The sequence below is a fragment of the Stutzerimonas sp. 21-1 genome (genome assembly GCF_056336065.1).
Window position 1 is genome coordinate 245744 of the sequence record NZ_CM150500.1, and the last position, 25070, is coordinate 270813.

A 25070-nucleotide genomic window follows, 5' to 3' on the forward strand; every position below is an offset into this window, starting at 1 on the left:
GCTGCTCGACCCTGGCGGTGATGTCGGAGGCGAACTTGGCCACGCCATACAGCCGGCCCTGGGCATCGTAGAGCGGGTTGTAGGTGGCCTGGAGCCAGACGCCTCGGCCCTGTTTGGTCAGGCGCCGGAACAGGCCGGTACTGAACTCACCCCGGTTCAACCGGGCCCAGAAGTCGCGATAGGTGTCGCTCTGCACTTCCTCGGGGTCGCAGAACAGGCGGTGGTGCTTGCCCCGGATATCGTCCAGGCGATAGCCCATGACCTGCAGGAAATTCGCGTTGGCATTGACGACCAACCCCTGCAGATCGAATTCGATCACCGCCGAGGAGCGCTCGACCGCCTGCATGCGGCTGGCGTCCGCCTGCGCACGCAGCGTTTGCTCGGTCACATCGGTAGCGAGCATGACGATGCGTTGCACATTGCCGCCGGCTTCACGGACCGGAACGTAACTGGCCTGCAGCCACACCTGCCGACCCTGTTTCGCCATCCACTGCATGAGATTGGTCGCGCTGCGACCCTGCTGCATGCCCTGCCAGAAGGCGCTGTAGTCGCGGCTTTGTGCGTAGGCGGGATCGCAGAACGTGCGGTGCTGGCGTCCGCTGACCTCCTCCAGGGTAAAACCCAGCAGGTTCAGGAACAGCGGGTTGGCCTGCAGCACCAGCCCCTCGGGACTGAATTCGATGGTCGCCACGGCACTGCGCAGCGCCACGTACTCGGCCTCGAATACCGCCCGCTGCGCCTGGCATTCACGCAGGGTGTCTTTGAATGTGCGAGTGCGCATGAACATGCGAGTAAGTACTCCGATGGCCTGTCTTGGTCGATGCAACCACCCGAAGCTGACAGGCATGGCTGGCTCCGGGTCTGATGGATGGGCAGGCTACATCCTTTACAAATCCTATACAAATTGATTTCGTGTATAGAAATGATAGAACTTCGTACAGCGTAGAACTCGGCACGCGGATATCGGGCTATCGGGCATGCGATAGGGAAAAGGCAAAGCGGGGGCTGCCTGGGAGAGGGAGACGGCGGAAACCGGCGGAAGCTGTTGCTCGGGTATGCGCGGAACGACGCCTCGAACCGGCGAAAGGGTCGCTCGACTTCCGGCAGAAACGAAAAAGGCCCGCATTTCTGCGAGCCTTTGTGTTCGTGGTGGCACCAGGAGTCGAACAGTGGGCATCTAGGGCCCACAGAATCGTCGTGTGCATATATTTCGGTGGGTTCTACCCCGTTTCCACGGACGGTTTGAAAAGGGCTGAAAACTTCAGATCTTGCCTGGCGACTCTACGACGCATTCGTGGGTTATGAAACCGCTCGATGTAGTCGAATAAATCCGCCCGTGCTTCATCACGAGTTCGATACGACTGATGGGCAACCCGCTCCCGTTTGAGCTGACCGAAGAAGCCTTCACAGGCTGCGTTGTCGCCGCAATGCCCGACGGCACTCATGCTGCAGACCAGCGTGTTGCGATTCAGAAAGCGCTGGTAGTCGGTGCTGGTGAATTGGCTACCGCGATCCGAATGCAGGATTACTGACCAGTCACCCTGGCGCTGCCAAATCGCCATCTCCACTGCTCGAATCACCATCTGCCGATCCTGGCGGTGATGCATCGACCAACCGATCACCAGCTTGCTGTACAAGTCGAGCACCACACATAGGAAAAGCTTGCCTTCCAGTGTGGCTATTTCCGTGATGTCCGTGACCCACTTGCGCTCCGGCTCCTGCGCGGTGAAATCGCGCTCCAGCAGGTTTTTCACGCCTGCTGGGCGGCCACTGACGGCTCTTCCAAAGCCACGTCGTTTCCGGCGTGGCCAGCCTTGAATTCGCTCAGCCGCCATCAGGCGAGCAACTCGGTTCAGGCTGACGACTTCGCCCTCGTCGAGCAAATCCTCGTGCATTCGTGGCGCTCCAATCACGCCCCGGCTGTCCTCGTGAATCTCCCGAATGCGCTTCACCAAGCGCGCATTCTCCTGAGCTCGCGCACTTGGTTCACGATCCTGCCAGGCGTAATAGCCGCTGGCAGAAACCTTCAGGCAACGGCACATCAATCGTACCGGGTACTCGTTGCGGCAGCGCTGGATCACCGTGTACCGCTCGATGACTCCTTGGCAAAGTACGCTGCCGCGTCTCTTAAAAAATCACGTTCCTTGGTTACTCGGGCCAACTCGCGCTTGAGACGGGCAAGCTCCTCATCCCGCGGACTTCCCGTTCCAGGGAAGACTTTCTCAGTGCCTGGTTGCGCCTCCCGAACCCAGCGGGTGAGCAGGTTGGGAGCCACACCAATCTCTAGGGCCACCTGTCGGCAGCTGGCCCCTGAACGACGAACCAGCTCGATGGCTTCCCGCTTGAACTCGGGACTGTATTTCTTGCGCTTCATGAACACTCCTTCAGCTCGGTGTGAGCTTACTTGAAAGTGTCCGTGCTAACGGGGTAGAACCCGATATCAACCAGGAGGTCTACGGCCTGCCTGAGTGGCTGCCGGCGCTGCAGAGCGCGCTGCTGAACGAGAGCGCCACGCTGTTCCGCCGCAAGTATTACCAGAACGGCAGCCATGCCGGCTTCATCCTGTACATGACCGACGCGGCGCAGAACGAGGACTTCGTCACCGACCTGCGCAACGCGATGAAGAACAGCAAGGGCCCGGGCAACTTCCGGAACCTGTTCATGTACGCGCCGAACGGCAAGAAGGACGGCCTGCAGCTGATCCCGATCAGCGAGGTGGCGGCGAAGGATGACTTCGGCGCGATCAAGAACATCAGCCGCGACGACCAGCTGGCGATGCTGCGCATCCCGCCCCAGCTCATGGGGGTGGTGCCGCAGAACGCGGGTGGCTTCGGTTCGATCCGCGACGCATCCGAGGTGTGGGCGGTCAACGAGCTGGAGCCAGAACAGGCTCGGCTGCTGCAGATCAACGATTGGCTGGGGGAGGAGGTGGTGCGCTTCCGGCCGTATGAGATGCCGGCTACTGCCAGCTGATCTACCAGGAGCACCACCCAAGCCGCTCACGAGGTGGCTTTTTTGTGTCTGCACGCCATGGCCAGGACCCCCGGCCAGCACCTGGCGCGCGCTCGACCAGGCGATCGAGCCGGAACAGCGCAATGTGCGCGTGGAGGTGGAGGGGCCGTGCCGTGGCAAGCTGGTGGCGGTGCAGCAGGCGTGCCAGTAGAAAGTAAAAGCCCCGCAACTGCGGGGCTTTTCAGCTCATTACAGGTTGAACTGAGGTTTGATTCGATCAATCAGTTCAGTTGCTGCTTCCAAGCTCATGTGACTGTTGTCGATTAGAATAGGCCAGCCATCTTTGTCGAAGTGCTTGCATTTGCCATTGGGGCACATGCTGCTTAGCAAAGAAATGTATTTTATGCCCTTTTGCCCCATGAATAGATCTCTATAACGAGAGTCGCTTTCAAATTGGGCGTCTTGTACGGCAGCGTCAAATTCAGCAGCTATAAGCAGCGGGGGCTTGCTTCCCGATGCCTTCTCGAAAATTGTCGGCATATTTGGTTGGTAGAATTGCACCGGACCAAGAACATAGACACTTGCATGTTTTGCAACACGCATTGCTCTGTTTTCGAATTCTTCTAGTACTGCCCCCCTAAGCAGCGCTCTAGTGGTCATTATTACAACGTCGAATTTCTTGTCTTCTATATTATCTAAGTAGTCGATCAGGGCAAGACAGGATTTTCTTTTTAGATCAATTTTATGGTGGGCTAGTGTGCAACTATTGGATGCAAGAAGGTTCACATTGTAGTTGGGAAAGGATTTTTTGATCGGTGCGTAGAACTGCGCTGCATGGGAGTCTCCAATTAATAGTAATTGAGGCTTGGAGCTCTCTGTGATGCATTTTTTTGCAGTCTCCGAAATATCCGCATTTTGGTTAACCCAGCATTTTGATATCAGAGCGGATCTTCTCTGCGTGGCCAGCTGGATCTTTTTGTGCTGTACATATTGGTTTGCAGTGTTTGAGAGTCGCGACGGATAGCCTTCAGTCAACGTGCCACCGAAGCCCACCACCCCGAACACGCACATGCTGACTGCGAATCCGGCGAACGCCTGAGTCCGCGAAGGCAGTACTTTGCGTCCCCGGATGGGTTTTTCGATGACGAAGTAGGAAAGGGTGGCCAGCGCGATGGCTGCCGCAATGCCGAGGGCGAATTGCTCCGGGGTTGGCTTGATGAGGTAGATGTTCAGGTAGGCGAAGATCGGCCAGTGCCACAGGTACAGGGCATAGCTGATTAGGCCCACACCGACGATCAGCTTCAGGGAAAGGACCCGTGCAGCGATACCGCCCTGGGCGTAGATGACCATTGCGGTGCTGATGGTGGGGATCAATGCCCAGGCCCCGGGAAACGCGATTTTGGAGTCAAGGAACAAGATGCTGCCGAGGATGCCGGCCAGGCCGATGACACCGATCACGCTCTTGGCGGCATAGCTCTTGGGGGGGGGCAACATCCCGCAGGCCAGCGCTGCACCGATACCCATCTCCCAGAAGCGCCCCAGGGAGTTGAAGAAGGCGGAGTTCAGGTCGTTGGTCAGGACGAAGTAGAGGTTGATCAGGAAGGATACTGCGATGATCAGCAGCGTGACACCAAGCACTAACTGCCGACCTTTCTTCATCAGCAGCAGGGCGAGGATTGGGAAGAACAGGTAGAACTGCTCCTCGACGGACAGCGACCAGGTATGCAGCAGCGGTTTTGCGTGGGAGGGGCCGTCGAAGTAGCCAGCGATATCCCAGAAGAACCAGTTGGATACGAAGCCAATGAAGGAAATGAGGCTCTTGGAGTATTCCTCCATGGTTTCTGCGGACAACAGCTGGTAACCAGCGATGGTGGTGAGCACTATCACAGGAATTGCCGGCGGCAGCAGTCTGCGAATCCTGCCTTCATAGAAGCGTTTCAGGAACTGCCTGGGGGACTCATTGCTCTTGAGGATGATGCTTGTGATGAGGAAGCCGGAAATGACGAAGAACACGTCAACCCCGACAAACCCTCCTTTGAACAGTCCATAGTTCGCATGGAACAGAACAACAGCCAGTACGGCTATCGCTCTCAGACCATCAATGTCCGCGCGGTACTCTAGTTTCACCAGCTTCCCCTGTTTTATTGCTTCCTGATTCCGCCATGTATTTGGCGCAAAAAAATGAAAATTATATAAAAAAGCTGAAGGCTACTCAATCGCCAGCACCGGTTCGGGGTAGTCGTTGAGGTGTTCCTGACGTCCGGTGTTACTGGGTGGGCGGCGGAAGGCTTGGCGGCTGAGCGCGGTCGCTCTGTGGACCTGCTCGGTGCAGGTACTGGGTGACAACCAGCGGCCGAATTGCTCGGTGGCCAGAATGATGGGCATTCGGTGTTAGATGTCGGCGATTGGGCATCGTGCCGAAGAATGCGGGGGGGGGCATCGGCTAGATCCGTGACGCTGCCCAGGTGTGGGCGATCAATGAGCTGGAGCCGGTGCAGGCCAGGCTGGCTCAGATCAATGACTGGCTGGGGGAGGAGGTGGTCCATTTCCGGTCGTATGAGCTACCGGCCACCGCCAGCTGACCCTTCACTCGCACCACCCACGCCGCCCTCGAGGCGGCTTTTTTGTGCCTGCTCGCCAGGCCAGGAGCCCCGGTCAGCACCTGGCGCGCGCACTCGTCCCCCCGCCACGCCCCCGGGCTAAATGTGTCGTTTTTTCTGCGCGCCTGCGGACAGCTCTACGCGGCTCAGGCAGTGGGCTGGTGGATGGGTATGAGGTAGAGCAAAACCCTGCGTTTCCCTGCAGGAAGAGCGGTTCTGGACGCTCCCATGCTGTGTCCGGGCTATGGGCTTATGGGGGGCGATTTTCAGAAAGAGTAATTTCTGCAATCTGGCTGTGGACCGACCCTGGAGGCCGCGTCGTTCGGGGCTTCTGAGATTACAAAGGGAGGTAACCTAGAGGTAATCAAAAAGGTAATTTTTTCTAAGGTGCTGATTTTGAAGGCTTTTTTAGAGGCCCGATATCACCCTATAAAAGAGTAACCAGATTACCTTTATGTTACTTGTAAGTTACCTTTTGCCATCGCCGGAAAAGCCTTGCAAATCAGGGCTTTGCGCCCGTTTCTCGGCGGATGTTACGGAAATTACTCTTTTTGCAGACCCCCCACTACCTGAGAAAACAGCCTCACGTGTGGGGCGCGTGCGCATGTACGCGACGGTTCTGCTTGTTACGTGGCTTGTTACGCTAGCCTGCGTCGGCATCAGCCTTTATAGGGCTGGAAGCCTTGGTATTCGTGGTGCCGGCACCAGGAGTCGAACCCGGGACCTACTGATTACAAGTCAGTTGCTCTACCAGCTGAGCTATACCGGCAAACCGGGCGCCATTATAGCGATTGCGCGCGGCGAGTAAACCGTTCTCTGCCAAGCACTTGCGTGGCTTCGGAGATCAGTGGCGTTCGGCGAGCAGCAGCAGGTTGCGCGGGGTGAGTTCGCCGGTGCAGAAGCGGCCGAGGCGTACCGCGTAGCCGTTTTCTTCCAGCAGCAGCGCGCGGTCGAGCAGCAGCCAGACTTCCAGCGGGCGGCGGAACAGGCCGCGCAGCAGTTCGAGGTTGCGCACTTCGGCCAGGCGCTGCCAGCCGGCCCGTTCCAGTGCCGGCCAGTCTTCGGTGCCTGGCTCGGGCAGCTGCTTGAGTGCGGCGAGGTCGCGGCAGTAGCGTTCGAAGTCTTTCTGCAGCCAGGCGCTGGGCAGCGAGGGGGTGGGCATGTAGTCGTCCTGCCCGCGCAGACGGCGCTGCAACAGGTCGAAGCCGAGCCGCCAGGCCATCGACTGGTCGCGGTTGCGGCGTTCGCGGGCGCCGGCGGTGACGGTCTCGGTCAGCGGCAGGCCGAGGTCGTCGCGCGATAACCGCAGGCTGGAGTCCTGCGCGACCCGTGACAGCGGCTGATAGCGCTCGGCCTGGGTCCGGTTGTAGCAGCAGGGTGCGATGGCGAGCTGGCGCACGCCGGCGGCGATGGCCAGCTGCAGCAGACGTACGTGCAGGTCGCCGCAGGCGTGCAGGGCGACCGGCGTGTGGTCGGCATGCAGGTGCGCGGCGCAGTCCGCGCCGAGCACGTCCTGCTGGAGATGACGGGCATCGATACCCAGGCGTCGGCTGAGACGGGCGCCGTCTTCGACCAGCGCGGCGTCCCATTCCAGGCAGGTCAGGGCGCTGCCGTCCTGCGCCAGCTGGCGGCCCAGATGGCCCTTGCCAGCGCACCAATCCAGCCAGTGGTGCGTGGGTTGGCGAAATTGCAGGTGCGCGGCGAACGCGCGGATCTGCTGCCATTTGCGCCCGGGAACGTCGACCTGCAGGCGGCTGTCCGGCGCCGGCAGCGGGTGGGCCGGCAGTTCCGCCAGGTCGCTGAACGCCCGTGCCTCGGCCGCCAGCTGGGGGAAGGGCGCCGGTGCATCGAGTTCGCTCGGCTGGTTGTGTGCGGCTTCGGCGTCGGCCAGCGAGCGTGCGCGCAGCCAGGCGGCCAATTGCGGATGCGTGGCTTCCCATTCCAACCGGTGCTGCACGAAAGGCCGAGGCCGCCACAATGGCTGGTGCTCGGTGAGGAAGCGATCGAGCGCGAGGAAATGATCGGTGAAGCTGGCGTGAGCGCGCATCGGTGTGAGTGTCGGTCGGTCGGGCGGGCGCCGATTGTAACGGCGATCGACGCGTGCAAGGCACAACGCCCGTCGTCGACGGGCGTTGCTGGGGGCTAGTGAGCGGTTGGTTGATTCAGTTAATCAATTCGGCGCCCATGGCCCCGATACGGCGTTGCATCCGCACTTGGCACCAACTAACCGCACAGACCACTAGCGGCCATACACCTGCTCGGGCAGCCAGGTGATCAGATCCGGCCACAGATAGGCGATCACCAGCATCAGCAACTGGATGCCGATGAACGGCACCACACCCTTGTAGATGGTGCTCGTCGGCACACTGCGCGGAGTGACGCCCCGCAGGTAGAACAGCGAGAAGCCGAACGGCGGAGTGAGGAACGAGGTCTGCAGGTTGAGCGCGAGCATCACGCCGAGCCAGATCGGATCGAGCCCCATCGCCAGCAGGATGGGGCCGACGATCGGTACGACGACGAAGATGATCTCGATGAAGTCGAGGATGAAGCCGAGCAGGAAGATCACCAGCATCACCACCAGGAACGCACCGAGCACGCCGCCGGGCAGCGAATGCAGGGCGTCCTCGATCAGCACCTCGCCGCCGAAGCCGCGGAACACCAGGGAGAACAGCGAGGCGCCGATCAGGATCAGGAACACCATCGAGGTGATCTCGGTGGTGCCGAAGGCGACTTCCTTCAACTGGCTGAAGCTCAGCTGACGCTTGACCAGTGACAGCGCCGTCGCGCCCAGCGCGCCGATGGCGGCGGCTTCGGTGGGCGTCGCATAGCCGGCGAGGATCGAGCCGAGCACGGCGGCGATCAGCACCAGCGGCGGCAGCAGCGCCTTGATCAGCCGTCCCCATTCGATCGGGCCGAGCTCTTCCTGCGGCAGCGCGGGCAGCTTCTTCGGCTGGAAGATGGCGATGATGATCAGGTAGACGATGTACAGGCCGACCAGCGCCAGCCCCGGCAGCAGCGCGCCGACGAACAGGTCGCCGACCGAGACGGTCTTCGGTGAGAAGATGCCCATCTTCAGCTGCGCCTGCTGGAACGCGCTGGACATCACGTCGCCGAGCAGGACCAGGATGATCGACGGCGGGATGATCTGCCCGAGCGTGCCGGTGGCCGCCAGCGTGCCGGTTGCGATCGCCGGGTCGTAGCCGCGGCGCAGCATGGTCGGCAGGGCCAGCAGACCCATCGTCACCACGGTGGCGCCGACGATGCCGGTCGAGGCCGCGAGCAGCGTGCCGACCACGCACACCGAGATCGCCAGACCGCCGCGCAGGGTGCCGAACAGCCGCGACATGGATTCCAGCAGGTCTTCGGCGACGCGGGATTTCTCCAGCATCACCCCCATGAAGACGAACAGCGGTACCGCCAGCATCGTCTGGTTGTTCATGATGCCGAAGATGCGGTTGGGCAGCGCATGCAGGAAGCCGACGTCGAACGTGCCGGTGACCACGCCGACGCCGGCGAACAGCAGTGCCATGCCGCCGAGGGTGAAGGCCACCGGATAGCCCGACATCAGCGCGATGCAGATGGCGACGAACAGTGCGATTGCCATGATCTCAGCCATGCTGCACCTCCTCATCCTGCGGCAGGCGGCCGGCGAGGCGGTAACCGAGCTTGATCAGATCGGCGACGGCTTGCAGCGCGAGGCTAATGACCATCACCAGGATGATGCTCTTCTGCAGGTAGACGAACTTCAGGCCGCCGGATTCGTTGGAACCTTCGTGCGTGGCCCAGGAGTTGGCGACGTAATCCCAGCTATTCCAGGCCAGGAACAGGCAGACCGGGATCAGGAACAGCACATGGCCGAGGCCATCGACGATCGCCTGCCGGCGGGAAACCAGCTTCTGGTAGAAGATGTCGACGCGGACATGGCCGTTGCGCTGCAGCGTCCAGGCGGCGGCGCCCATGAAGACCAGCGCATGGGCATACATAACGGCCTCCTGCAGGGCGATAGCGCCGATGCCGAAGCCATAGCGCAGCACCACGACGATCGCGGTACCGGCAACGAGGAAGAGCGTGAACCAGGCACACAGCTGGCCGAAACGCCGATTCAGCGAATCGATGAAGCCAGCCACGCGCAGTAGCGGCGGGGCGTCATGGGACATTGGTGAGTCCTTCTTGTGGGGTCGCAAGGAATGTTGCGCAGAAGGATTCTTGCAGTAGTGGCGCTTTGCAGCAATCGGCATACGACTTTTAGCGGGATGGACTAGGCTTGAGCCGCAGATATCGCTAGTTTTCTTCACCTTGCTTGCACGGTTGCCGGTCCTGGCGCCGGGGCGTTGCCCCGCGCGGTCCTGCCTGGTCGGTCGTGTTCAGCCAAGTCGTTGTGCAAATAAGACAAACAACAAGGAGCACCACATGAAACGTCGTGACATTCTCGCCGCCGCGGGCGTCGGCCTGGCCGCCACCGCTCTGGCCGGCTGCAATGACAAGAGCGAAAAGACCGCAGCCGCCGGCGCCCCCGCCACCGAGCAGCAGACCTTCAACTGGAAGATGGTCACCTCCTGGCCGAAGAACTTCCCCGGCGTCGGCGTCGGTGCCGAGCGCTTCGCCACGCTGGTCAACGAAATGAGCGGCGGCCGGCTGAAGGTCAAGGTCTATGCGGCGGGCGAACTGGTTCCCGCGCTGGAAGTATTCGATGCGGTCTCGCGCGGCACCGCCGAGATGGGACACGGCGCGCCGTACTACTGGAAGGGCAAGGTGCCGGCCGCGCAGTTCTTCTGCGCGCTGCCGTTCGGCCCGAATGCGCAGGAAATGAATGCCTGGTTGCACCGTGGCGGCGGCATGCAGCTGTGGGAAGAGGTGTACAAGCCGTTCGGTGTGCTGCCGATGGCCTGCGGCGCGACTGGCGTGCAGACTGCTGGCTGGTTCAACAAGGAAATCAACTCGGTCGAGGATTTCCAGGGCCTGAAGATGCGGACTCCCGGCCTGGGCGGCGAAGTGCTGACCAAGATGGGCGGCACCGTGGTCAACATGCCGGCCGGCGAGATCTTCACCGCGCTGCAGACCGGCGCGATCGACGCCACCGAGTGGATCGGCCCGTACAACGACCTGGCCCTCGGCCTGCACAAGGCGTCCAAGTACTACTACACGCCGGGCTGGCAGGAGCCGAACGTCACCTTCGAGCTGGACGTCAATCTCAAGGCCTGGGAAACCCTGCCGGATGATCTGAAGGCCATCGTTCGCGCCGCCGCGCGCGACGTCAACGGCGACATGCTCGACGACTACAACGCCAAGAACATGGAGGCGCTGGAGCAACTGCGCGAGCAGGGCGTGGAAGTGCGTCGGCTGCCCGACGAAGTGCTGGCGCGGCTCAAGGAGGTCGCTGCCGAAGTGGTCGATGCTTCCGCCGCGGCCGATCCGGCGGCGAGCAAGGTCTGGGAGCAGCAGCGCGCCTATCTCAAGCGGCTGTACGCCTACGCCGAGCTGAACGAGAAGGACATCTACAACATCCGCGGCTGATTGCGGACCGCAACGAAAAACGCCACGGCCTGCGCCGTGGCGTTTTCATTTGTGCAACCGGGACCGCCGCATTCAGCCGAGCAGGGTGGCGTTCAGGCTGATGCGCGCGTTGAGCACCTTGGAGACCGGGCAGCCCTGCTTGGCCTGCTCGGCGATCTGCTGGAACTGCGCGTCGCTGGCCCCCGGAATCTTCGCCTTCAGCGTCAGGTCGACGGCGGTGATGCTGAAGCTATCGCCATCCTTGTCCAGCGTTACCTCGGCGTGGGTCTCGATACGCTCGGCGGTGAGCCCGGCCTGGCCGAGCATCAACGACAGCGCCATCGAGAAGCAGCCGGCATGCGCGGCGCCGATCAGCTCTTCCGGATTGGTGCCCGGGGCGTCCTCGAAGCGGGTATTGAAGCCATAGGGGTTGTCCTTCAGCGCGCCGCTCTGGGTGCTGATGGTGCCCTTGCCGTCCTTCAGGCCGCCTTGCCAGACGGCCGATGCGCTCTTCTTCACGTGCAATCCTCCTACGATGGGTGGACGAAAATGCAGGCGCCGGGCAACGGGCGCCGGGCGGTGCGTGGCTCAGTGGGTCGGCTCGGCGGCGAGAATCGCGCTTGCCAGTTCCATGTCGCTGGCCTGCAGCTGTGGCTGCTCGGTGCGCAGCTGGCGCAGCAGCGCTTCCAGATGCGGGCCGCGGATAGCGCCATCGCTGGCGACGAAGCTGCTGGCATCCTCGCGCGCCGGCAGGACCAGCTTGTTGTCCTTGAAGGTCAGGTAGGTGGAGGCGGTTGTCGCGCCCGAGGACAGCAGGTCGCGGACCAGACCGTCAGCCAGGGCGTTGCCGAGAGGCAGTGCGGCGAACGCCAGTATCGCCAGTGATGTATGTCGCATGATCGACACCTCCGAGTGTGCGTGCTGTTAAGAGTCCGCCCGCCCCGGCCGAGTTCCGCTTCGCTGGCCTAGCCGTCGCGCTCGATCAGCTGGCGGATGCGCTGGCCGAGGGCATCGATGCTGAACGGCTTGGCCAGCATGTCCATGCCCGGGCCGAGGAAATCCCCGCGTACCGTGGCGTCCGCCGCATAGCCGGTGATGAACAGCACCTTCAGCTGCGGACGTTGCTGGCGCGCGAGGTCGGCGAGCTGGCGGCCGTTGAGGCCGGGCAGGCCGAAGTCGCTGACCAGCAGATCGATGCGCTGCTCGCTCTGCAGGTAGGGCAGGGCGGTGGCGGCGTCGCAGGCTTCGAGCGCGACATAGCCCAGCTCGTGCAGCACCTCGATCACCAGCATGCGCACGGCGGCTTCGTCCTCGACCACCAGCACCGTCTCGCCATGCTGCGCCTGCGGCACCTCGGTGGGTTCGGGCGCGCCCGCCGCTTCCGCCAGCGCGCTGTGGTTACGCGGCAGGTAGAGAGTGATCCGCGTGCCTTCGCCCGGCGTGCTGTCGATGTGCACGTGGCCGCCGGTCTGCTTGGCGAAGCCGTAGACCATCGACAGGCCAAGGCCGGTGCCCTGGCCGATGGGCTTGGTGGTGAAGAACGGATCGAAGGCCTTGGCGATCACCTCCGCGGACATTCCGGCGCCGCTGTCGGCGATGCTGAGCACCACGTAGTCGCCGGGTTCCGGGCCGTTCGGCTGTGCGCTGTCGATCTGCACGCAGCGGGTGCGCACCTGCAGGTCGCCGCCGCTCGGCATGGCGTCGCGGGCATTGATCACCAGGTTGAGCAGGGCGTTTTCCAGCTGGTGGGCATCGGTATACGCCAGCCAGGCGTCCGCCTGCAGCTGGGTGTGCAGGCGGATGTGTTCGCCGATGGTGCGCCGCAGCATGTCCTCCATCGATACCACCAGCTGATTGACATCCACCGGCTTGGGATCGAGCGACTGGCGACGCGCGAAGGCGAGCAGGCGATGGGTCAGCGCCGCGGCGCGGTTGGCGGAGGTCATCGCGGCGTCGATGTAGCGGTGCAGGTCTGCGCTGTTGCCGTTGTTGACCCGCCGCTGGATCAGATCCAGCGCGCCGAGTACGCCGGTGAGCATGTTGTTGAAGTCGTGCGCCAGGCCGCCGGTGAGCTGGCCGATGGCTTCCATCTTCTGCGCGTGGCGCAGCGCCTCTTCGGCGCGCTCGCGCTCGGCCATCTCGATATGCAGGCGGCTGTTGATCGCCGCCAGCTCGCGGGTGCGCTCGGCGACGCGGCGCTCCAGGCTTTCGTTGAGTTCGCGCAGGGCCTCCTCGGCGGCGACCTGGGCGGTGATGTCGGTGTTGGTGCCGAACCACTGGGTGACCTGGCCGAAATCGTCGCGAATCGGCAGCGCGCGGGAGAGGAACCAGCGGTAGATGCCGTCCTTGCCACGCAGCGGGAAGGTCTCCTCCCAGACCGAGCCGATGGCGAAGGCGCGCCTGAGCGAGGCGCTGACCCGCTCGTGGTGGTCGGGGTGGTTGACCGCGCGCCAGCCGAGCGCGCGCATCGCCTCGAAGGTGGTGCCGGTGTAGTCGTACCAGCGCTTGTTGTACCAGTAGATGCGCCCGCTCGGGTCGGCCATCCAGGCGAACTGGCTGATGTTGTCGGCCAGCGTGCGGAACTGTTCCTCGCTCTCGCGCAGCGCACGCTCGGCGCGCATGCGTTCGTCGGCGTTCCAGGCGCGATCGGCGACCTCGCGGATGAACGAGATGTCGTCGTCGAGCCAGATGCGTGGCTCGCCATGCAGCAACATCAGCGCGGCGGCCAGCTGGCCCTGCTCGAACAGCGGCACGCAGACCAGACTGCGGATCTGCCGTTCGCTGTACAGGTCGGTCTGGGCGACGGTGCGCGCGTCGTGCAGCACATCGTCGATCACCACCAGATCGTTGTTCTGCAGGTCGTAGTAGAGGTCGCCGAAGTCGGGGAAATGCACCCGCTCGCTGCTGTCGCGCGAGGCACCGTCGCTCCAGTAGCGCTCGATGGTGGCGTAGAGGCTGCCGGGCTCGATGCTGGCGAACAGCACCCGTGCCACACCCAGCGTGCCGCCGATGACGCTGACCGCGGCGTGGGCGATGGTCTGGCTGTCGTGCTGCTCGCGCAGCAGGTCGCCCAGCTCGATCAGCGCGGTCTGGCGCTGTTCGGCCAGGCGGCGTTCGCTGATCTGCTGTTCGAGCAGCGCGTTCATGCGCAGCATGTGCTCGGCGGCATTGCGCTCGGCGGTGATGTCGCGCGCGGTGCCGAGAATTCGCACTTCGCCGTTGGCATCCAGCACGCGGCGGCCGCGGTTGGTCAGCCAGCGGAACTGCGCGGTCCGGGTGTCCAGCACGCGGTAGTCGAGCTGGAATTCGCCGCCGTCCTTGCCCTGCAGTGCGCGGCCGAGTGCGGCCAGCAGCTCGGCGCGGTCGTCCGGGTGTACGCGCGCCAGCACCTCGTCGACGCGCGGCGGCGGCTGCTCCGGCGACAACCCGGCCAGCGCCTTGAGCTGGGCATCCCAGTGCATGCTGTGATGGGTGTCGTTGTATTCCCAGACGCCGATCGAGGCGATTTCGTTGGCCAGGCTGACGCGCTGTTCTGCTTCGCGCAGCGCACGGTTGGCACTGGCGCGCTGGCTGGCATTGCGGATGCGGTCGACCACTTCGCGCACCAGCGCGACGTCGGCCTGGTTCCAGTGACGCGGCAGGCGGCTGGCGAACAGCAGGAACAGTCGGTTGGGCTCCTGCGCGGAAATCGGTAGCGGGGCGAACAGCAGGCTCTGGCTGGCCAGGCTGGCGTGCAGCTGCCGCGGCTGCGGGTCGTCGGCGGCGTCGAGCAGGTTTTCCAGCACTAGGATGCTGCCTTGCGCGAGGTGCTGGGTCAGCATCTCGGCGCTGCTGCCGAGCGGGTGGCGACCGAGCCGGTCGGGACTGTTCAGGGCCCGCCATTGCCGGCTCACCACCAGCGTGGTGGCATCTTCCAGATGGCCGTAGGCGATGCAGTCGGTGCGCGTTAGCCGGCCGAGGCGTTCATCCAGCACGCAGCCGATGTCGACCTGGGTGTCGTCCTCCTGCAGCCGGTCGCTGATGTCCAGCAGGAAGGCCTGCAACGCGTCGCCGTGGGTGCGTTCGCTGATGTCGGTGAAGGTGCAGATCGCGCCTTGCAGCTCGCCGTCGCGGTAGATCGGCGCGACTCGGTAGGCCACCGGCAGGCTGCTGCCGTCCTGGCGGAAGAACAGCTCGTAATCGACTTCGCGCGGCTCGCCGGTGACGGCAGTGTGCTGGATCGGACAGTCGCGCACCGCGTAGTCGCTGCCGTCCGGGTGGCTGTGATGAATGATCCGGTGCAGGTGGCGCCCGAGCACCTGATCGCGGCTTTCGAAGCCGAGCAGGGTGAGGAACGCCTGGTTGCACAGGGTCACGGCGCCGCTGCGGTCGATGGAGTAGAAGCCTTCGCTGGCCGAGTCGAGCAGCAGGCGGGTGAAGGCTTCGCTTTCCAGCTGCTGCGCCTGGGCGCGGCGGCGGTTGTCGATGTCGTGGGCGACGCAGAGCCAGTGCTGCACCGAGCCGGTGCTGTCATAGACCGGCGCGCCGCTCAGCTGGAACCAGCGCGTGCTGGCGTCGGCGGCGGTCAGCGGCAGGTCGAGGCTGAACGGCAGACGGCCCTGTACCGCCTCCCGCCACTGCTGCGCCAGCGCCGTGCGTTCCGCCTCGGCCACCGCCGCGAGCCAGCCGTCGCCGCGCGAGGGCTGCTCGTCGAGCCCGGTGAAGTCGCTCCAGTAGCTGTTGCAGAACGTCAGCGCGCCGTCCGCGTCGCACTGCCAGACCACCTGCGGGCTGAGGTTGACCAGCGTGCGGTAACGCTCCTCGGCGGCGCGGGTGGCGGCCTGCTCGGCCTGCAGCGCGGTGAGGTCGCGCATGATCTTGATGAAACCGTGCGGTTGCGATCCCTCCCGCAGTACGGTGAGCGTGCCGCTGCCCCAGAAGCGGCTGCCGTCGCGTCGCCGATACCAGCGCTGATGTACGGCGGAGCCCTGCGCCAGCGCATTCTGCAGCGCCTTGCTGGTTTCGTCCTGGCTGTTCTGGTCGGCAAGCAGTTCGCTGAAGCAATGGCCGAGCATCTGTTCGGCATCCCAGTGGAGGATGCGATGGGCGCCCTCGTTCCAGCTGGTGATGCGGCCTTGCAGGTCCAGCGTGATGACCGCGTGGTCGATTACGCTGTCGATGATGTGGCGGTCGCGCAGCAGCTCCAGCTGCGCCATCGTCTGACGGCCCAGCGACTCCAGGCGCCGCCCTGCGGCCGCATCTAGCACGCGCGGCTCGCGGTCGAGCACGCACAGCGTGCCCAGCGGCAGGCCGTCGGCGGTGCGCAGGACGGCCGCCGCGTAGGAGGCAGCCGGCGTGCCGTCGGCCAGACGTGGCAGCTCGACGCCGTCCGGCAGGCAGTCGGCCTGCAGGAGTACCAGCGACTCGGCTTGTTCGATGGCCCAGGCGCTCGCCGTTCCGTTGCGTGGCACGGTCGCGCGGTCGGCGCCGACGGCGGTCGGGCAATGCTGCTGTTCGGCGGTGATGAGGTGCAGCGCAGCCGCCGGTGCCGCGCAAAGCTCGGCGGCGAGCGCGAGCAGATCGTGAAAATCCGTCTCGCACAGGCTGCCCGGCACGAAGTAACGCGCCAGTGCGGTCAGGCGCTGGGTTTCGGTCCATTCCCTGGCGTGCGTGCTGTGATCGGTGTTCAAGAAGTGTTCTGCTCGGCTGTCCATGGCGCTGAGCCAGCCATCGGGTGGCCGGACGGTAGATCGGTCCGCATGGGCCACGCAGCCCTCGCGGCAGTCAGCAAGAGACTATCGCGCGAGCGCTTTGGTTCAAGCGCAGCCGGCAAAAGCCGCCGGCCGACGCCCGTTCAGTCGCGCTGTGCGCGGTTCAGTGCGGCCAGCAGGGCGGCGTCCTGGCGGTAGATATCCGGGCGGTACTGCGGCTCGCCCTGTTCGTCCGCCTCGGCCGTCCAGTACGCCATGAGGATCGGCATCGGTCGCGCCAGCCGATACTCGTGGGTGACGCCGGTTTCCAGCAGGCGCGCGACTTCGGCACGCTCGCGGTCGTCGAGCAGCAGGTCGACGACTTGCAGCGCGCCCTCGACACGCACGCAGCCCGAGCTGGTGGTGCGCGCCGCCTGGGTGAACAGGCGCTGGCTGGGGGTGTCGTGCAGGTACACCGAGAAGGGGTTGGCGAAGCGGATCGCCACCCGTCCGAGCGGATTTTCCGGCCCGGCGTCCTGGCGCAGGTAGATGCCGTGCGGGCTGCTCCAGTCGACGTGCTGCGGATCGAGGCGGTTGCCCTGGGCGTCGAGCACGCGCAGGCGGCTGCGCTCCAGGTAGCCGAGGTCCTCGCGGATCAGCGGCAGCTTGTCCTCGCGCAGGATGGTTGGCGGCACGGTCCAGGTCGGATTCAGCGTCAGCCGGGTGACCGTGGATTTGAGCGGCGGCGTGCGTCGCGCCTCGCGGCCGACCTGGGTGCGCGTCTGCCATTGCACTTCGCATTTCTCGAGCAGGATCAGCCGGGCGCCGGCGATGTCCACCAGCAGCGAGCGCGGCTCGATTTCGCGGGCGATCCAGCGCAGGCGTTCGAGGTTGATGCGCAGCTGATCCAGGCGGCTGGCCGGGCTGACGTTGAGCGCCGCCAGCGTGCCGCGACCGACCAGCCCGTCGGGCTCCAGGCCGTGCTGGCGCTGGAACGCTTCGACCGCAGCGACCAGCACCGGGTCGTAGCGCCGGCTCTCGTCGCCGACCAGGCCCAGGCCGGCGTGGCCGAGCAGGCGCTCGCGCAGCAGCGGCACGCGGGCGTCGAGCATCTGCGGGCGCAGCGTCGGTCCGGCGGGAATGATCGGCCACTGCGCCAGCGGTTGGCTGCGCAGCCGCGCGTAGGCGGCGCGCAGAGCAAGGTATTGCGGTAGACCCGGGCGCGCTCGGGCGAAGGCATCGGCCAGGTCGTCCAGCCCGCTGCTGGCGAGTTCCAGCGCGGCCTGGCGATCGTCCTCGACCGGCCAGTCGGGACTGCGCCACAGCGGTTCGACCTGCTCGCGCGGCAGGCGGCCGTGGGCCAGGTCGTGCAGGGCGCTGAGGTAGGCGTGGCTGGCCAGCAGATCGCTGCAGATCCGGTGCTGCGGCGCGGCGCTGGCGCTATGCGTGAGTTGGCGGATGCGTTCGAGGTGGTAGCTGGCCGGGGCCAGGCCGTCGTCGGCCAGCTGTTCGAGCTGTCGCAGCAGGCCGTCGATCTGCCGGTAGGAGCGCCACACCGGCGCGAAATCCTGCCGCGCGTAGAATCCTTGAAGGCGCTCGCGGGCGGCCGGTTGCAGCGGTGGGAGATAGCCGCTGCAGTACGCCGGCAGCTGTTCGAGGGCGGTGCGCAGCGGGGTGGCGGGCTCGTCAGTCGGCGCGGCGAGGGCCGCCAGCGGCAGCAGCAACAGTCCGGCAGCCAGACGAAATGCGTGTTTTTTGTACAACGTTGCGCTCCCCACCTACCGTTCGACTGCTAGACTGCGCGGCATTCGACCCCAGCCGCGGCGGCGGTGCAGGTCGATCCGATCACTAGAACATACCGTGTCGGGCCAGGCCGATGACAGCCTGGCCCGAGTTGTGTCGCTACACTTTGGGGTAGCGAGTATAAGGCGCCGGCCGGACAGGAAGTCGCAAGGTCGTGCCCGATGAGGTTTTCTACATGCGTCCGTTGCTGCGACGACTCTGCCTGTTGGCAGGCCTGTCTGTCCTGTCGGCGCCCGTCTGGGCGACCGTTCCCGTCTATCAACCGCTGGTCGACAGCCTCGCTCGCGTGGCGCCGACGCTGGATCGCCAGGTCCTGACCCATGCCGTTGCCGCCATGCAGTGCGCGGTGAACAACGGCGCCGCGCCGGCCCAGCGCCTTGCAGTCATCGATTTCTCGCTGCCCTCGTCCGAGCGGCGTCTGTGGATCTTCGACCTGCAGCGCAGCACTTTGTTGCTGCGCGATCTGGTCGCCCACGGGCAGAAGTCCGGCGACAACCACGCCACGCGCTTCTCCAACGCGGTGGGCAGCCACCAGTCGAGCATCGGCCTGTTCCGCACCGCCGAGAGCTACAGCGGCAAGCATGGCTATTCGCTGCGCATGGACGGCCTGGAGCCGGGCATCAACGATCGCGCCCGCGAGCGCGCCATCGTCATCCACCCGGCGGCTTACGTGAATCCCGACTGGATCGCCACCCAGGGCCGCATCGGCCGCAGCCAGGGTTGTCCGGCGGTGCGTCCGGAAGTCGCGCGGATGGTGGTCGATAGTCTCAAGGGCGGGCAATTCATGTTTTCCTGGTATCCCGACCAGCAGTGGCTGCAATCCTCGGCCTACCTGAACTGCAAGCCGAACCAGGTGGCGAGCATCCTCGCGGCCCGTCGCGGCTGAGTTGTCGCCCGCCCTGGCGGGTTGGCTAGAACGAAAAAGCCCGGCACATGGCCGGGCTTTTTCTTTGCCGCCGGATCAGTCGCCGAGCAGCGCCTTGTTGCGCACCGCGCCCTTGTCGGCGCTGGTGGCGAGCAGGGCGTAGGCCTTAAGCGCGGTCGAGACCTTGCGCGCGCGCGGTTGGGCCGGCTTCCAGCCGAGCTTGTCCTGCTCGATGCGGCGGTGGGCCAGCTCCTCATCGCTGACCAGCAGCTGGATGCTGCGGTTGTGGATGTCGATGTGGATGCGGTCGCCTTCGCGTACCAGGCCGATGGCACCGCCCGCGGCGGCTTCCGGCGAGGCGTGGCCGATGGACAGGCCCGAGGTGCCGCCGGAGAAGCGACCGTCGGTGAGCAGCGCGCATTCCTTGCCCAGGCCTTTGGACTTCAAGTACGAGGTCGGGTAGAGCATTTCCTGCATGCCCGGACCGCCTTTCGGCCCTTCGTAGCGGATGATGACGATGTCGCCCGGCTTCACCTCGTCGGCGAGGATGCCCTTCACGGCGCTGTCCTGGCTTTCGTAGATCTTCGCCGTGCCTTCGAAGACGTGAATCGATTCGTCCACGCCGGCGGTCTTCACCACGCAGCCGTCCAGCGCGATGTTGCCGTAGAGCACGGCCAGGCCGCCTTCCGCCGAGTAGGCGTGTTCGACCGAACGGATGCAGCCTTCGGCGCGATCCAGGTCCAGGCTCGGCCAGCGGGTTGCCTGGCTGAACGCAGTCTGCGTCGGGATGCCGGCCGGGCCGGCCTTGAAGAAGGTATGCACCGCTTCGTCATTGGTCTGGGTGATGTCCCACTGCGCGATGGCCTCGGCCATGGTCTTGCTGTGCACGGTGGAGACGTCGGTGTGCAGCAGGCCGCCACGCGCCAGCTCGCCGAGGATCGACATGATGCCGCCAGCGCGGTGCACGTCTTCCATGTGGTACTTCTGGATGTTCGGCGCCACCTTGCACAGCTGCGGCACTTTGCGCGACAGCGCGTCGATGGCGCGCAGGTCGAAGTCGACCTCGGCCTCCTGGGCCGCGGCCAGCAGGTGCAGGATGGTGTTGGTCGAGCCGCCCATGGCAATGTCCAGGGTCATGGCGTTCTCGAAGGCCTGGCGATTGGCGATGTTGCGTGGCAGCACGGAGGCGTCGCCGTCCGCGTAGTAGCGCTTGCACAGCTCGACGGCGATGCGCCCGGCACGCAGGAACAGCTGCTCGCGGTCGGAGTGGGTGGCCAGCGTGGTGCCGTTGCCCGGCAGCGAAAGGCCGAGGGCTTCGGTCAGGCAGTTCATCGAGTTGGCGGTGAACATGCCGGAGCAGCTGCCGCAGGTCGGGCAGGCGCTGCGCTCGTATTCGGCGACGGTTTCGTCGGAGCAGGAGTCGTCGGCGGCGGCGACCATGGCGTCGACCAGATCCAGGCCGTGCGCGGCCAGCTTGGTCTTGCCGGCTTCCATCGGCCCGCCGGAGACGAACACCACCGGGATGTTCAGACGCAGCGCGGCCATCAGCATGCCGGGGGTGATCTTGTCGCAGTTGGAAATGCAGACGATGGCGTCGGCGCAGTGCGCGTTGACCATGTACTCCACCGAGTCGGCGATGATCTCGCGCGAAGGCAGCGAATAAAGCATGCCGTCGTGGCCCATGGCGATGCCGTCGTCGACCGCGATAGTATTGAATTCCTTGGCCACGCCGCCGGCCTTCTCGATCTCGCGGGCGACCAGCTGGCCCATGTCCTTCAGGTGGACGTGGCCGGGCACGAACTGGGTGAAGGAGTTGGCAATGGCGATGATCGGCTTCTTGAAGTCCTCGTCCTTCATCCCGGTGGCACGCCACAGGGCGCGGGCACCAGCCATGTTGCGGCCGTGGGTGGAGGTTTTCGAGCGGTAATCGGGCATGACGGTTCCTGCGGCTGATCAGCTGTGCGAAGTGTAATGGTGAGCATCGCCTGCGCCGCTTGCAACGGAAGATGCCGTTGCCGCACAGGGGCCGGGGTCGAAGCGGGGTCACCGCTCGGACGGCCAGGGCTCACGCCCGCCGGGGGATGGTGGCGAGGAGTCCCCGATTCTACGCGCGGTGGCGGGGGCGGGAAAGGCTGATGGTCGGGGCTTTGGTTGCCGGACGCTTCAAGCCTCAAACCGCGAAGAGGGTGCGAGGAAAGCGATCGCGGCGGGTGCCGACGGGTGGACAGACGGCGCGCTGTCCACCCGTGCCGGTCAGCTGTTGGGCAGGATGCGGCAGGTCAGGCTCTTGATGTAGCGGGTCTCCGGGATCGCCGGGTGTACCGGATGGTCCGGCCCCTGCGCGCCGCGTTCGAGCAGCTGGATATTGCGGTCCAGATGGCGGGCGCTGCCGAGCAGGATGTTCTGCAGATCGTCCTCGGGCAGGTGCATCGAGCAGCTGGCGCTGACCAGGATGCCGTCCTTGTTGAGCAGGCGCATGGCCTGTTCGTTGAGCCGGCGGTAGGCCGCCTCGCCGTTCTTCAGGTCCTTCTTGCGCTTGATGAACGCCGGCGGATCGGTGATCACCACGTCGAAGCGCTCTTCGGCGTTCTTCAGTTCCTTCATCGCCTCGAAGGCATCGCCCTCGACACAGGTCATCCTGTCCGCCACACCGTTGAGCGCCGCGTTGCGCTCCACACCATCGAGGGCGAACGCCGAGGCGTCGACGCAGAACACCTCGCTGGCACCGAAGGCCGCGGCCTGCACGCCCCAGCCGCCGATGTAGCTGAACAGGTCGAGCACGCGCTTGCCCTTCACGTAGGGCGCCAGGCGCGCGCGGTTCATGCGGTGGTCGTAGAACCAGCCGGTTTTCTGTCCGGCGATCACCGGCGCCTCGAACTTCACGCCGTTCTCTTCCAGCGCAACCCATTCGGGCACCACGCCGAAGGCGGTGTCGACGTAGCGTTCCAGACCTTCGGCGTCACGCGCACTGGAGTCGTTCTTCCACAGCACGCCGCTGGGCTTGAGTACCTGCACCAGCGCCTCGAGCACGGCGTCCTTGTTGCGCTCCATGGTCGCCGAGGCGAGCTGTACGACGAGGACGTCGAAGAAGCGGTCGACCACCAGCCCCGGCAGCAGATCGGAGTCGCCATAGACCAGGCGGTAGCAGGGCTGCTCGAACAGCCGCTCGCGCAGGCTCAGCGCGACCTGGAGGCGGTGCACCAGCAGCGACTTGTCCAGACTGTGCTTGAGGTCGCGCGACAGCAGGCGGGCGCAGATCAGGTTGTTCGGCGACACGCCGACGATGCCCAGCGGCTTGCCGCCGGCCGCTTCGAGAATCGCCTGGTCGCCGGCGACGAACCCCGACAGCGGCGTGGCTGCGGTGTCCACCTCGTTGCTGTAGACCCACAGATGGCCGGCGCGCAGGCGGCGATCGGCATTGGCTTTGAGGCGCAGGCTGGGCAGGGTCATTGGCGGGGCTCCCGGAAAAAGACGGGCATTCTAAACGAGCCGTGCTCCGGCGACATGAAAAGCGCGCCAGCCGTGCGCTTCAGGCTGTCTGCAGCGCCTCGATCAGTGCGCTGCTGAAGGCTGGGATGTCGTCGGGCTTGCGGCTGCTGATCAGTCCGCCATCGACCACCACCGGCTCGTCGACCCACTCGGCGCCGGCGTTGCGCAGGTCGTCAGCGAGCGAGGGCCAGCTGGTCATGCGCCGGTCTTTGACCAGCCCGGCGGAGATCAGCAGCCAGCTGCCGTGGCAGATCACCGCGATCGGCTTGCCCGCCTGCGCCGCCTCGCGCACCAGCCGCTGGGCCGTGGCCTCGGTGCGGATGGTGTCGGAATTGACCACGCCGCCGGGCAGCAGCACGGCGTCGTAATCGGCGATGCGGATGGCGTCGAAAGTCTGGTCGACATGGAACTTGGTGGCCGGCGTGGTGTGGTTCCAGCCGGTCACTTCGCCGTTCTTCGGCGCGACGATGTCGGCGCGCGCGCCGGCGTTTTCCAGCGCCTCGCGCGGGCCGGTCAGTTCCGCCTGCTCGAAGCCATCGGCCACCAGAATTGCCACGCGTTTGCCTGTGAGGGGTTGGCTCATGGGCTGCCTCCGTCGATTCGCCCGCGATGTGCGGGACACCTGATTTCGGACACGCACGTGCACGAAAGTTCGCCAGTCCCGGCCGGGCGGCGCCGGCGGCCCGTGCTAGGATGCGTTCCCCTTCCGTTGCTCCCGCTCCGCCGTCATGCCCGAACTTCCCGAAGTCGAAACCACTCGTCGCGGTATCGCCCCGTATCTTGTCGGTCAGCGCGTCAGTCGGGTGATCGTGCGCGAGCGGCGGCTGCGCTGGCCGATTCCTGAGGACCTGGATGTGCGCCTTTCGGGGCAGCGCATCGAGGCGGTCGAACGCCGCGCCAAGTACCTGCTGATCCGCTTCGAGGCCGGCACGCTGATCGCGCACCTGGGAATGTCCGGCAGCCTGCGGCTGGTCGAGGGCGCGTTGCCGCCGGCCAAGCACGAGCATGTCGATCTGCTACTCGAATCCGGCCAGGCGCTGCGCTATACCGATCCGCGGCGCTTCGGCGCGCTGCTGTGGAGCGACGATCCGCTCAACCACGTATTGCTCGCCAGCCTCGGCCCGGAACCGCTGAGCGAGGCGTTCGACGGCGAACGGCTGTTCCAGCTGTCGCGTGGGCGCAGCATGGCGGTCAAGCCGTTCATCATGGACAACGCGGTAGTGGTCGGCGTCGGCAACATCTATGCGAGCGAGGCGCTGTTCGCCGCCGGCATCGATCCGCGCCGCCCGGCCGGCGGCATCTCACGGGCGCGCTATCTGAAGCTGGCGGACGAGATCAAGCGCATCCTGGCGCTGGCCATCGAGCGCGGTGGCACCACGCTGCGCGATTTCGTCGGCGGCGACGGCAAGCCGGGTTACTTCCAGCAGGAGCTGTTCGTCTACGGGCGCGGCGGCGAGTTCTGCAAGCACTGCGGCACGACGCTGCGCGAGGTTCGCCTCGGCCAGCGCGCCAGCGTCTATTGCAGTCGTTGCCAGCGCTGATCGCTGCGCGGCGCGTTGACGGCGTTCACGCTCGCGAGGTAGCGGCCACTGCTATAGTGGCCGGCACAACTTGAAAATGCCGCGTTTCGCACAGCTGAAGGACCACACCATGAATCTGTTCCGCTCCACCGCTGTTGTCTTGGCTCTGACCACCGGCCTGCTGGCAATGCCGGCACAGGCGGAAACAGTCACGCAGAATGCCAGTGGCGATCCGACCTACACGGTCGAGGCACCGCCGGCGTTCGCCATGATCGGCGACCTGGTCGTCGCTCGTCCGCTGCTGATCGGCGCGACGCTGGTCGGCGCCGTCGCGTTCGTCGTCAGCCTGCCGTTCACCGCGCTCGGCGGCAACGTCAAGGAAGCCGGCCAGGCACTGGTCGGCGATCCGGCGCGTGAGGCCTTCGTGCGCTGCCTGGGTTGCACCACTTCGCAAAAACCTTACTGATGCCGGTGGCGCGGGGCGCTCGCTCCGCGTAATCCGAATCCGCATCGCGCAGCCTGCCCCGCAGGCTGCATTCTCCTAAATACCCCTCCTCAATTGTCCACGTCCGGCCTGCCACCTCGGCGAGGCATCGTCGCCGCATGGCGAATCCCCTAGAATGCCCGGCGGTCGTGCGCCAGTGCTGCAGCGGCGACCCTCGCTATGTGACCGGCTCAG

17 protein-coding genes, 1 tRNA gene and 3 pseudogenes are annotated in these 25070 nt (G+C 65.0%); 6 read left to right on the forward strand and 15 right to left on the reverse strand.

Annotation, left to right across the window (positions count from 1 at the left end; all coding sequences use genetic code 11):
- Positions 1-58: 58 nt before the first annotated feature.
- Positions 59-847, reverse strand: a pseudogene (locus AC0ZJQ_RS01140) (PAS domain-containing protein); the annotation flags it as partial.
- A 373-nt stretch (positions 848-1220) separates the two neighbouring features.
- Positions 1221-2374, reverse strand: a protein-coding gene (locus AC0ZJQ_RS01145; protein WP_253165161.1) for an IS3 family transposase whose coding sequence is annotated in 2 segments (ribosomal slippage) — positions 1221-2128 and positions 2128-2374 — 1155 coding nt in all. Because the reading frame shifts where the segments join, the coding sequence is not laid out codon by codon here.
- A gap of 56 nt (positions 2375-2430) precedes the next feature.
- Here AC0ZJQ_RS01145 and AC0ZJQ_RS01150 point away from each other — a divergent pair.
- Positions 2431-2973: pseudogene (locus AC0ZJQ_RS01150) on the forward strand (phage portal protein); the annotation flags it as partial.
- 228 nt (positions 2974-3201) lie between these two features.
- Here the strand turns inward: AC0ZJQ_RS01150 and AC0ZJQ_RS01155 are convergent.
- Together AC0ZJQ_RS01155 and AC0ZJQ_RS01160 are read right to left on the reverse strand one after the other, a co-directional pair.
- Positions 3202-5079: an acyltransferase family protein gene (locus AC0ZJQ_RS01155; protein WP_476477225.1), complete on the reverse strand. Its 1878-nt coding sequence runs from the start codon at positions 5077-5079 to the stop codon at positions 3202-3204.
- Between the two features lie 81 nt (positions 5080-5160).
- Entirely contained in the window at positions 5161-5337 is a 177-nt protein-coding gene (locus AC0ZJQ_RS01160; protein ID WP_476477226.1) for a hypothetical protein, read from the reverse strand.
- Positions 5338-5357: 20 nt separating this feature from the next.
- On the opposite strand from AC0ZJQ_RS01160, the pseudogene AC0ZJQ_RS01165 reads away from it, so the two are divergent.
- Positions 5358-5534 (forward strand): annotated as a pseudogene (locus AC0ZJQ_RS01165) (phage portal protein); the annotation flags it as partial.
- A 711-nt stretch (positions 5535-6245) separates the two neighbouring features.
- Here AC0ZJQ_RS01165 and AC0ZJQ_RS01170 read toward each other — a convergent pair.
- The 4 genes from AC0ZJQ_RS01170 to AC0ZJQ_RS01185 form a co-directional block, all read right to left on the reverse strand.
- Positions 6246-6321 (reverse strand) — tRNA-Thr (locus tag AC0ZJQ_RS01170).
- Between the two features lie 75 nt (positions 6322-6396).
- Entirely contained in the window at positions 6397-7599 is a 1203-nt protein-coding gene (locus AC0ZJQ_RS01175; protein ID WP_476477227.1) for a methyltransferase, read from the reverse strand.
- A 192-nt stretch (positions 7600-7791) separates the two neighbouring features.
- Positions 7792-9168: a TRAP transporter large permease gene (locus AC0ZJQ_RS01180; protein ID WP_476477228.1), complete on the reverse strand. Its 1377-nt coding sequence runs from the start codon at positions 9166-9168 to the stop codon at positions 7792-7794.
- Positions 9161-9709: a TRAP transporter small permease subunit gene (locus AC0ZJQ_RS01185; RefSeq protein ID WP_043299455.1), complete on the reverse strand. Its 549-nt coding sequence runs from the start codon at positions 9707-9709 to the stop codon at positions 9161-9163. The genes AC0ZJQ_RS01180 and AC0ZJQ_RS01185 overlap by 8 nt, the downstream gene beginning before the upstream one ends.
- A gap of 253 nt (positions 9710-9962) precedes the next feature.
- Here AC0ZJQ_RS01185 and AC0ZJQ_RS01190 point away from each other — a divergent pair, with 253 nt between their 5' ends.
- On the forward strand, positions 9963-11066 hold the full coding sequence (locus AC0ZJQ_RS01190; RefSeq protein ID WP_476477229.1) for a TRAP transporter substrate-binding protein: 1104 nt from the start codon (positions 9963-9965) through the stop codon (positions 11064-11066).
- Positions 11067-11138: 72 nt separating this feature from the next.
- Here AC0ZJQ_RS01190 and AC0ZJQ_RS01195 read toward each other — a convergent pair whose 3' ends face one another.
- From AC0ZJQ_RS01195 to AC0ZJQ_RS01210, 4 genes are all read right to left on the reverse strand, one after another.
- Positions 11139-11564: an OsmC family protein gene (locus AC0ZJQ_RS01195; RefSeq protein WP_008567573.1), complete on the reverse strand. Its 426-nt coding sequence runs from the start codon at positions 11562-11564 to the stop codon at positions 11139-11141.
- A 69-nt stretch (positions 11565-11633) separates the two neighbouring features.
- A complete protein-coding gene (locus AC0ZJQ_RS01200) occupies positions 11634-11942 on the reverse strand; it encodes a DUF2388 domain-containing protein (protein ID WP_008567572.1) in 309 nt (102 codons plus the stop codon).
- 68 nt (positions 11943-12010) lie between these two features.
- Entirely contained in the window at positions 12011-16714 is a 4704-nt protein-coding gene (locus tag AC0ZJQ_RS01205) for a PAS domain S-box protein (RefSeq protein ID WP_476477230.1), read from the reverse strand.
- A gap of 164 nt (positions 16715-16878) precedes the next feature.
- Positions 16879-18477 (reverse strand): L,D-transpeptidase family protein, encoded by a 1599-nt coding sequence (locus AC0ZJQ_RS01210; protein ID WP_476477231.1) that lies wholly within the window; start codon positions 18475-18477, stop codon positions 16879-16881.
- Positions 18478-18692: 215 nt separating this feature from the next.
- On the opposite strand from AC0ZJQ_RS01210, the gene AC0ZJQ_RS01215 reads away from it, so the two are divergent.
- On the forward strand, positions 18693-19403 hold the full coding sequence (locus tag AC0ZJQ_RS01215) for a murein L,D-transpeptidase catalytic domain family protein (RefSeq protein WP_043299466.1): 711 nt from the start codon (positions 18693-18695) through the stop codon (positions 19401-19403).
- 75 nt (positions 19404-19478) lie between these two features.
- On the opposite strand, the gene ilvD is transcribed toward AC0ZJQ_RS01215, so the two are convergent.
- From ilvD to AC0ZJQ_RS01230, 3 genes are all read right to left on the reverse strand, one after another.
- Entirely contained in the window at positions 19479-21317 is a 1839-nt protein-coding gene (gene ilvD, locus AC0ZJQ_RS01220; protein ID WP_167136593.1) for a dihydroxy-acid dehydratase, read from the reverse strand.
- Between the two features lie 318 nt (positions 21318-21635).
- A complete protein-coding gene (locus AC0ZJQ_RS01225; protein ID WP_476477232.1) occupies positions 21636-22832 on the reverse strand; it encodes a class I SAM-dependent rRNA methyltransferase in 1197 nt (398 codons plus the stop codon).
- A 79-nt stretch (positions 22833-22911) separates the two neighbouring features.
- The gene (locus AC0ZJQ_RS01230) at positions 22912-23454 is read right to left on the reverse strand and encodes a type 1 glutamine amidotransferase domain-containing protein (protein WP_476477233.1); all 543 of its coding nucleotides are present in this window, start codon (positions 23452-23454) and stop codon (positions 22912-22914) included.
- Positions 23455-23599: 145 nt separating this feature from the next.
- Here AC0ZJQ_RS01230 and mutM point away from each other — a divergent pair, with 145 nt between their 5' ends.
- Both mutM and AC0ZJQ_RS01240 read left to right on the forward strand, forming a co-directional pair.
- Positions 23600-24412 (forward strand): bifunctional DNA-formamidopyrimidine glycosylase/DNA-(apurinic or apyrimidinic site) lyase, encoded by an 813-nt coding sequence (gene mutM, locus AC0ZJQ_RS01235; protein WP_476477234.1) that lies wholly within the window; start codon positions 23600-23602, stop codon positions 24410-24412.
- 109 nt (positions 24413-24521) lie between these two features.
- Positions 24522-24857, forward strand: a complete 336-nt coding sequence (locus AC0ZJQ_RS01240) for a multidrug transporter (RefSeq protein WP_102829192.1) — start codon at positions 24522-24524, stop codon at positions 24855-24857.
- Positions 24858-25070 lie beyond the last annotated feature (213 nt).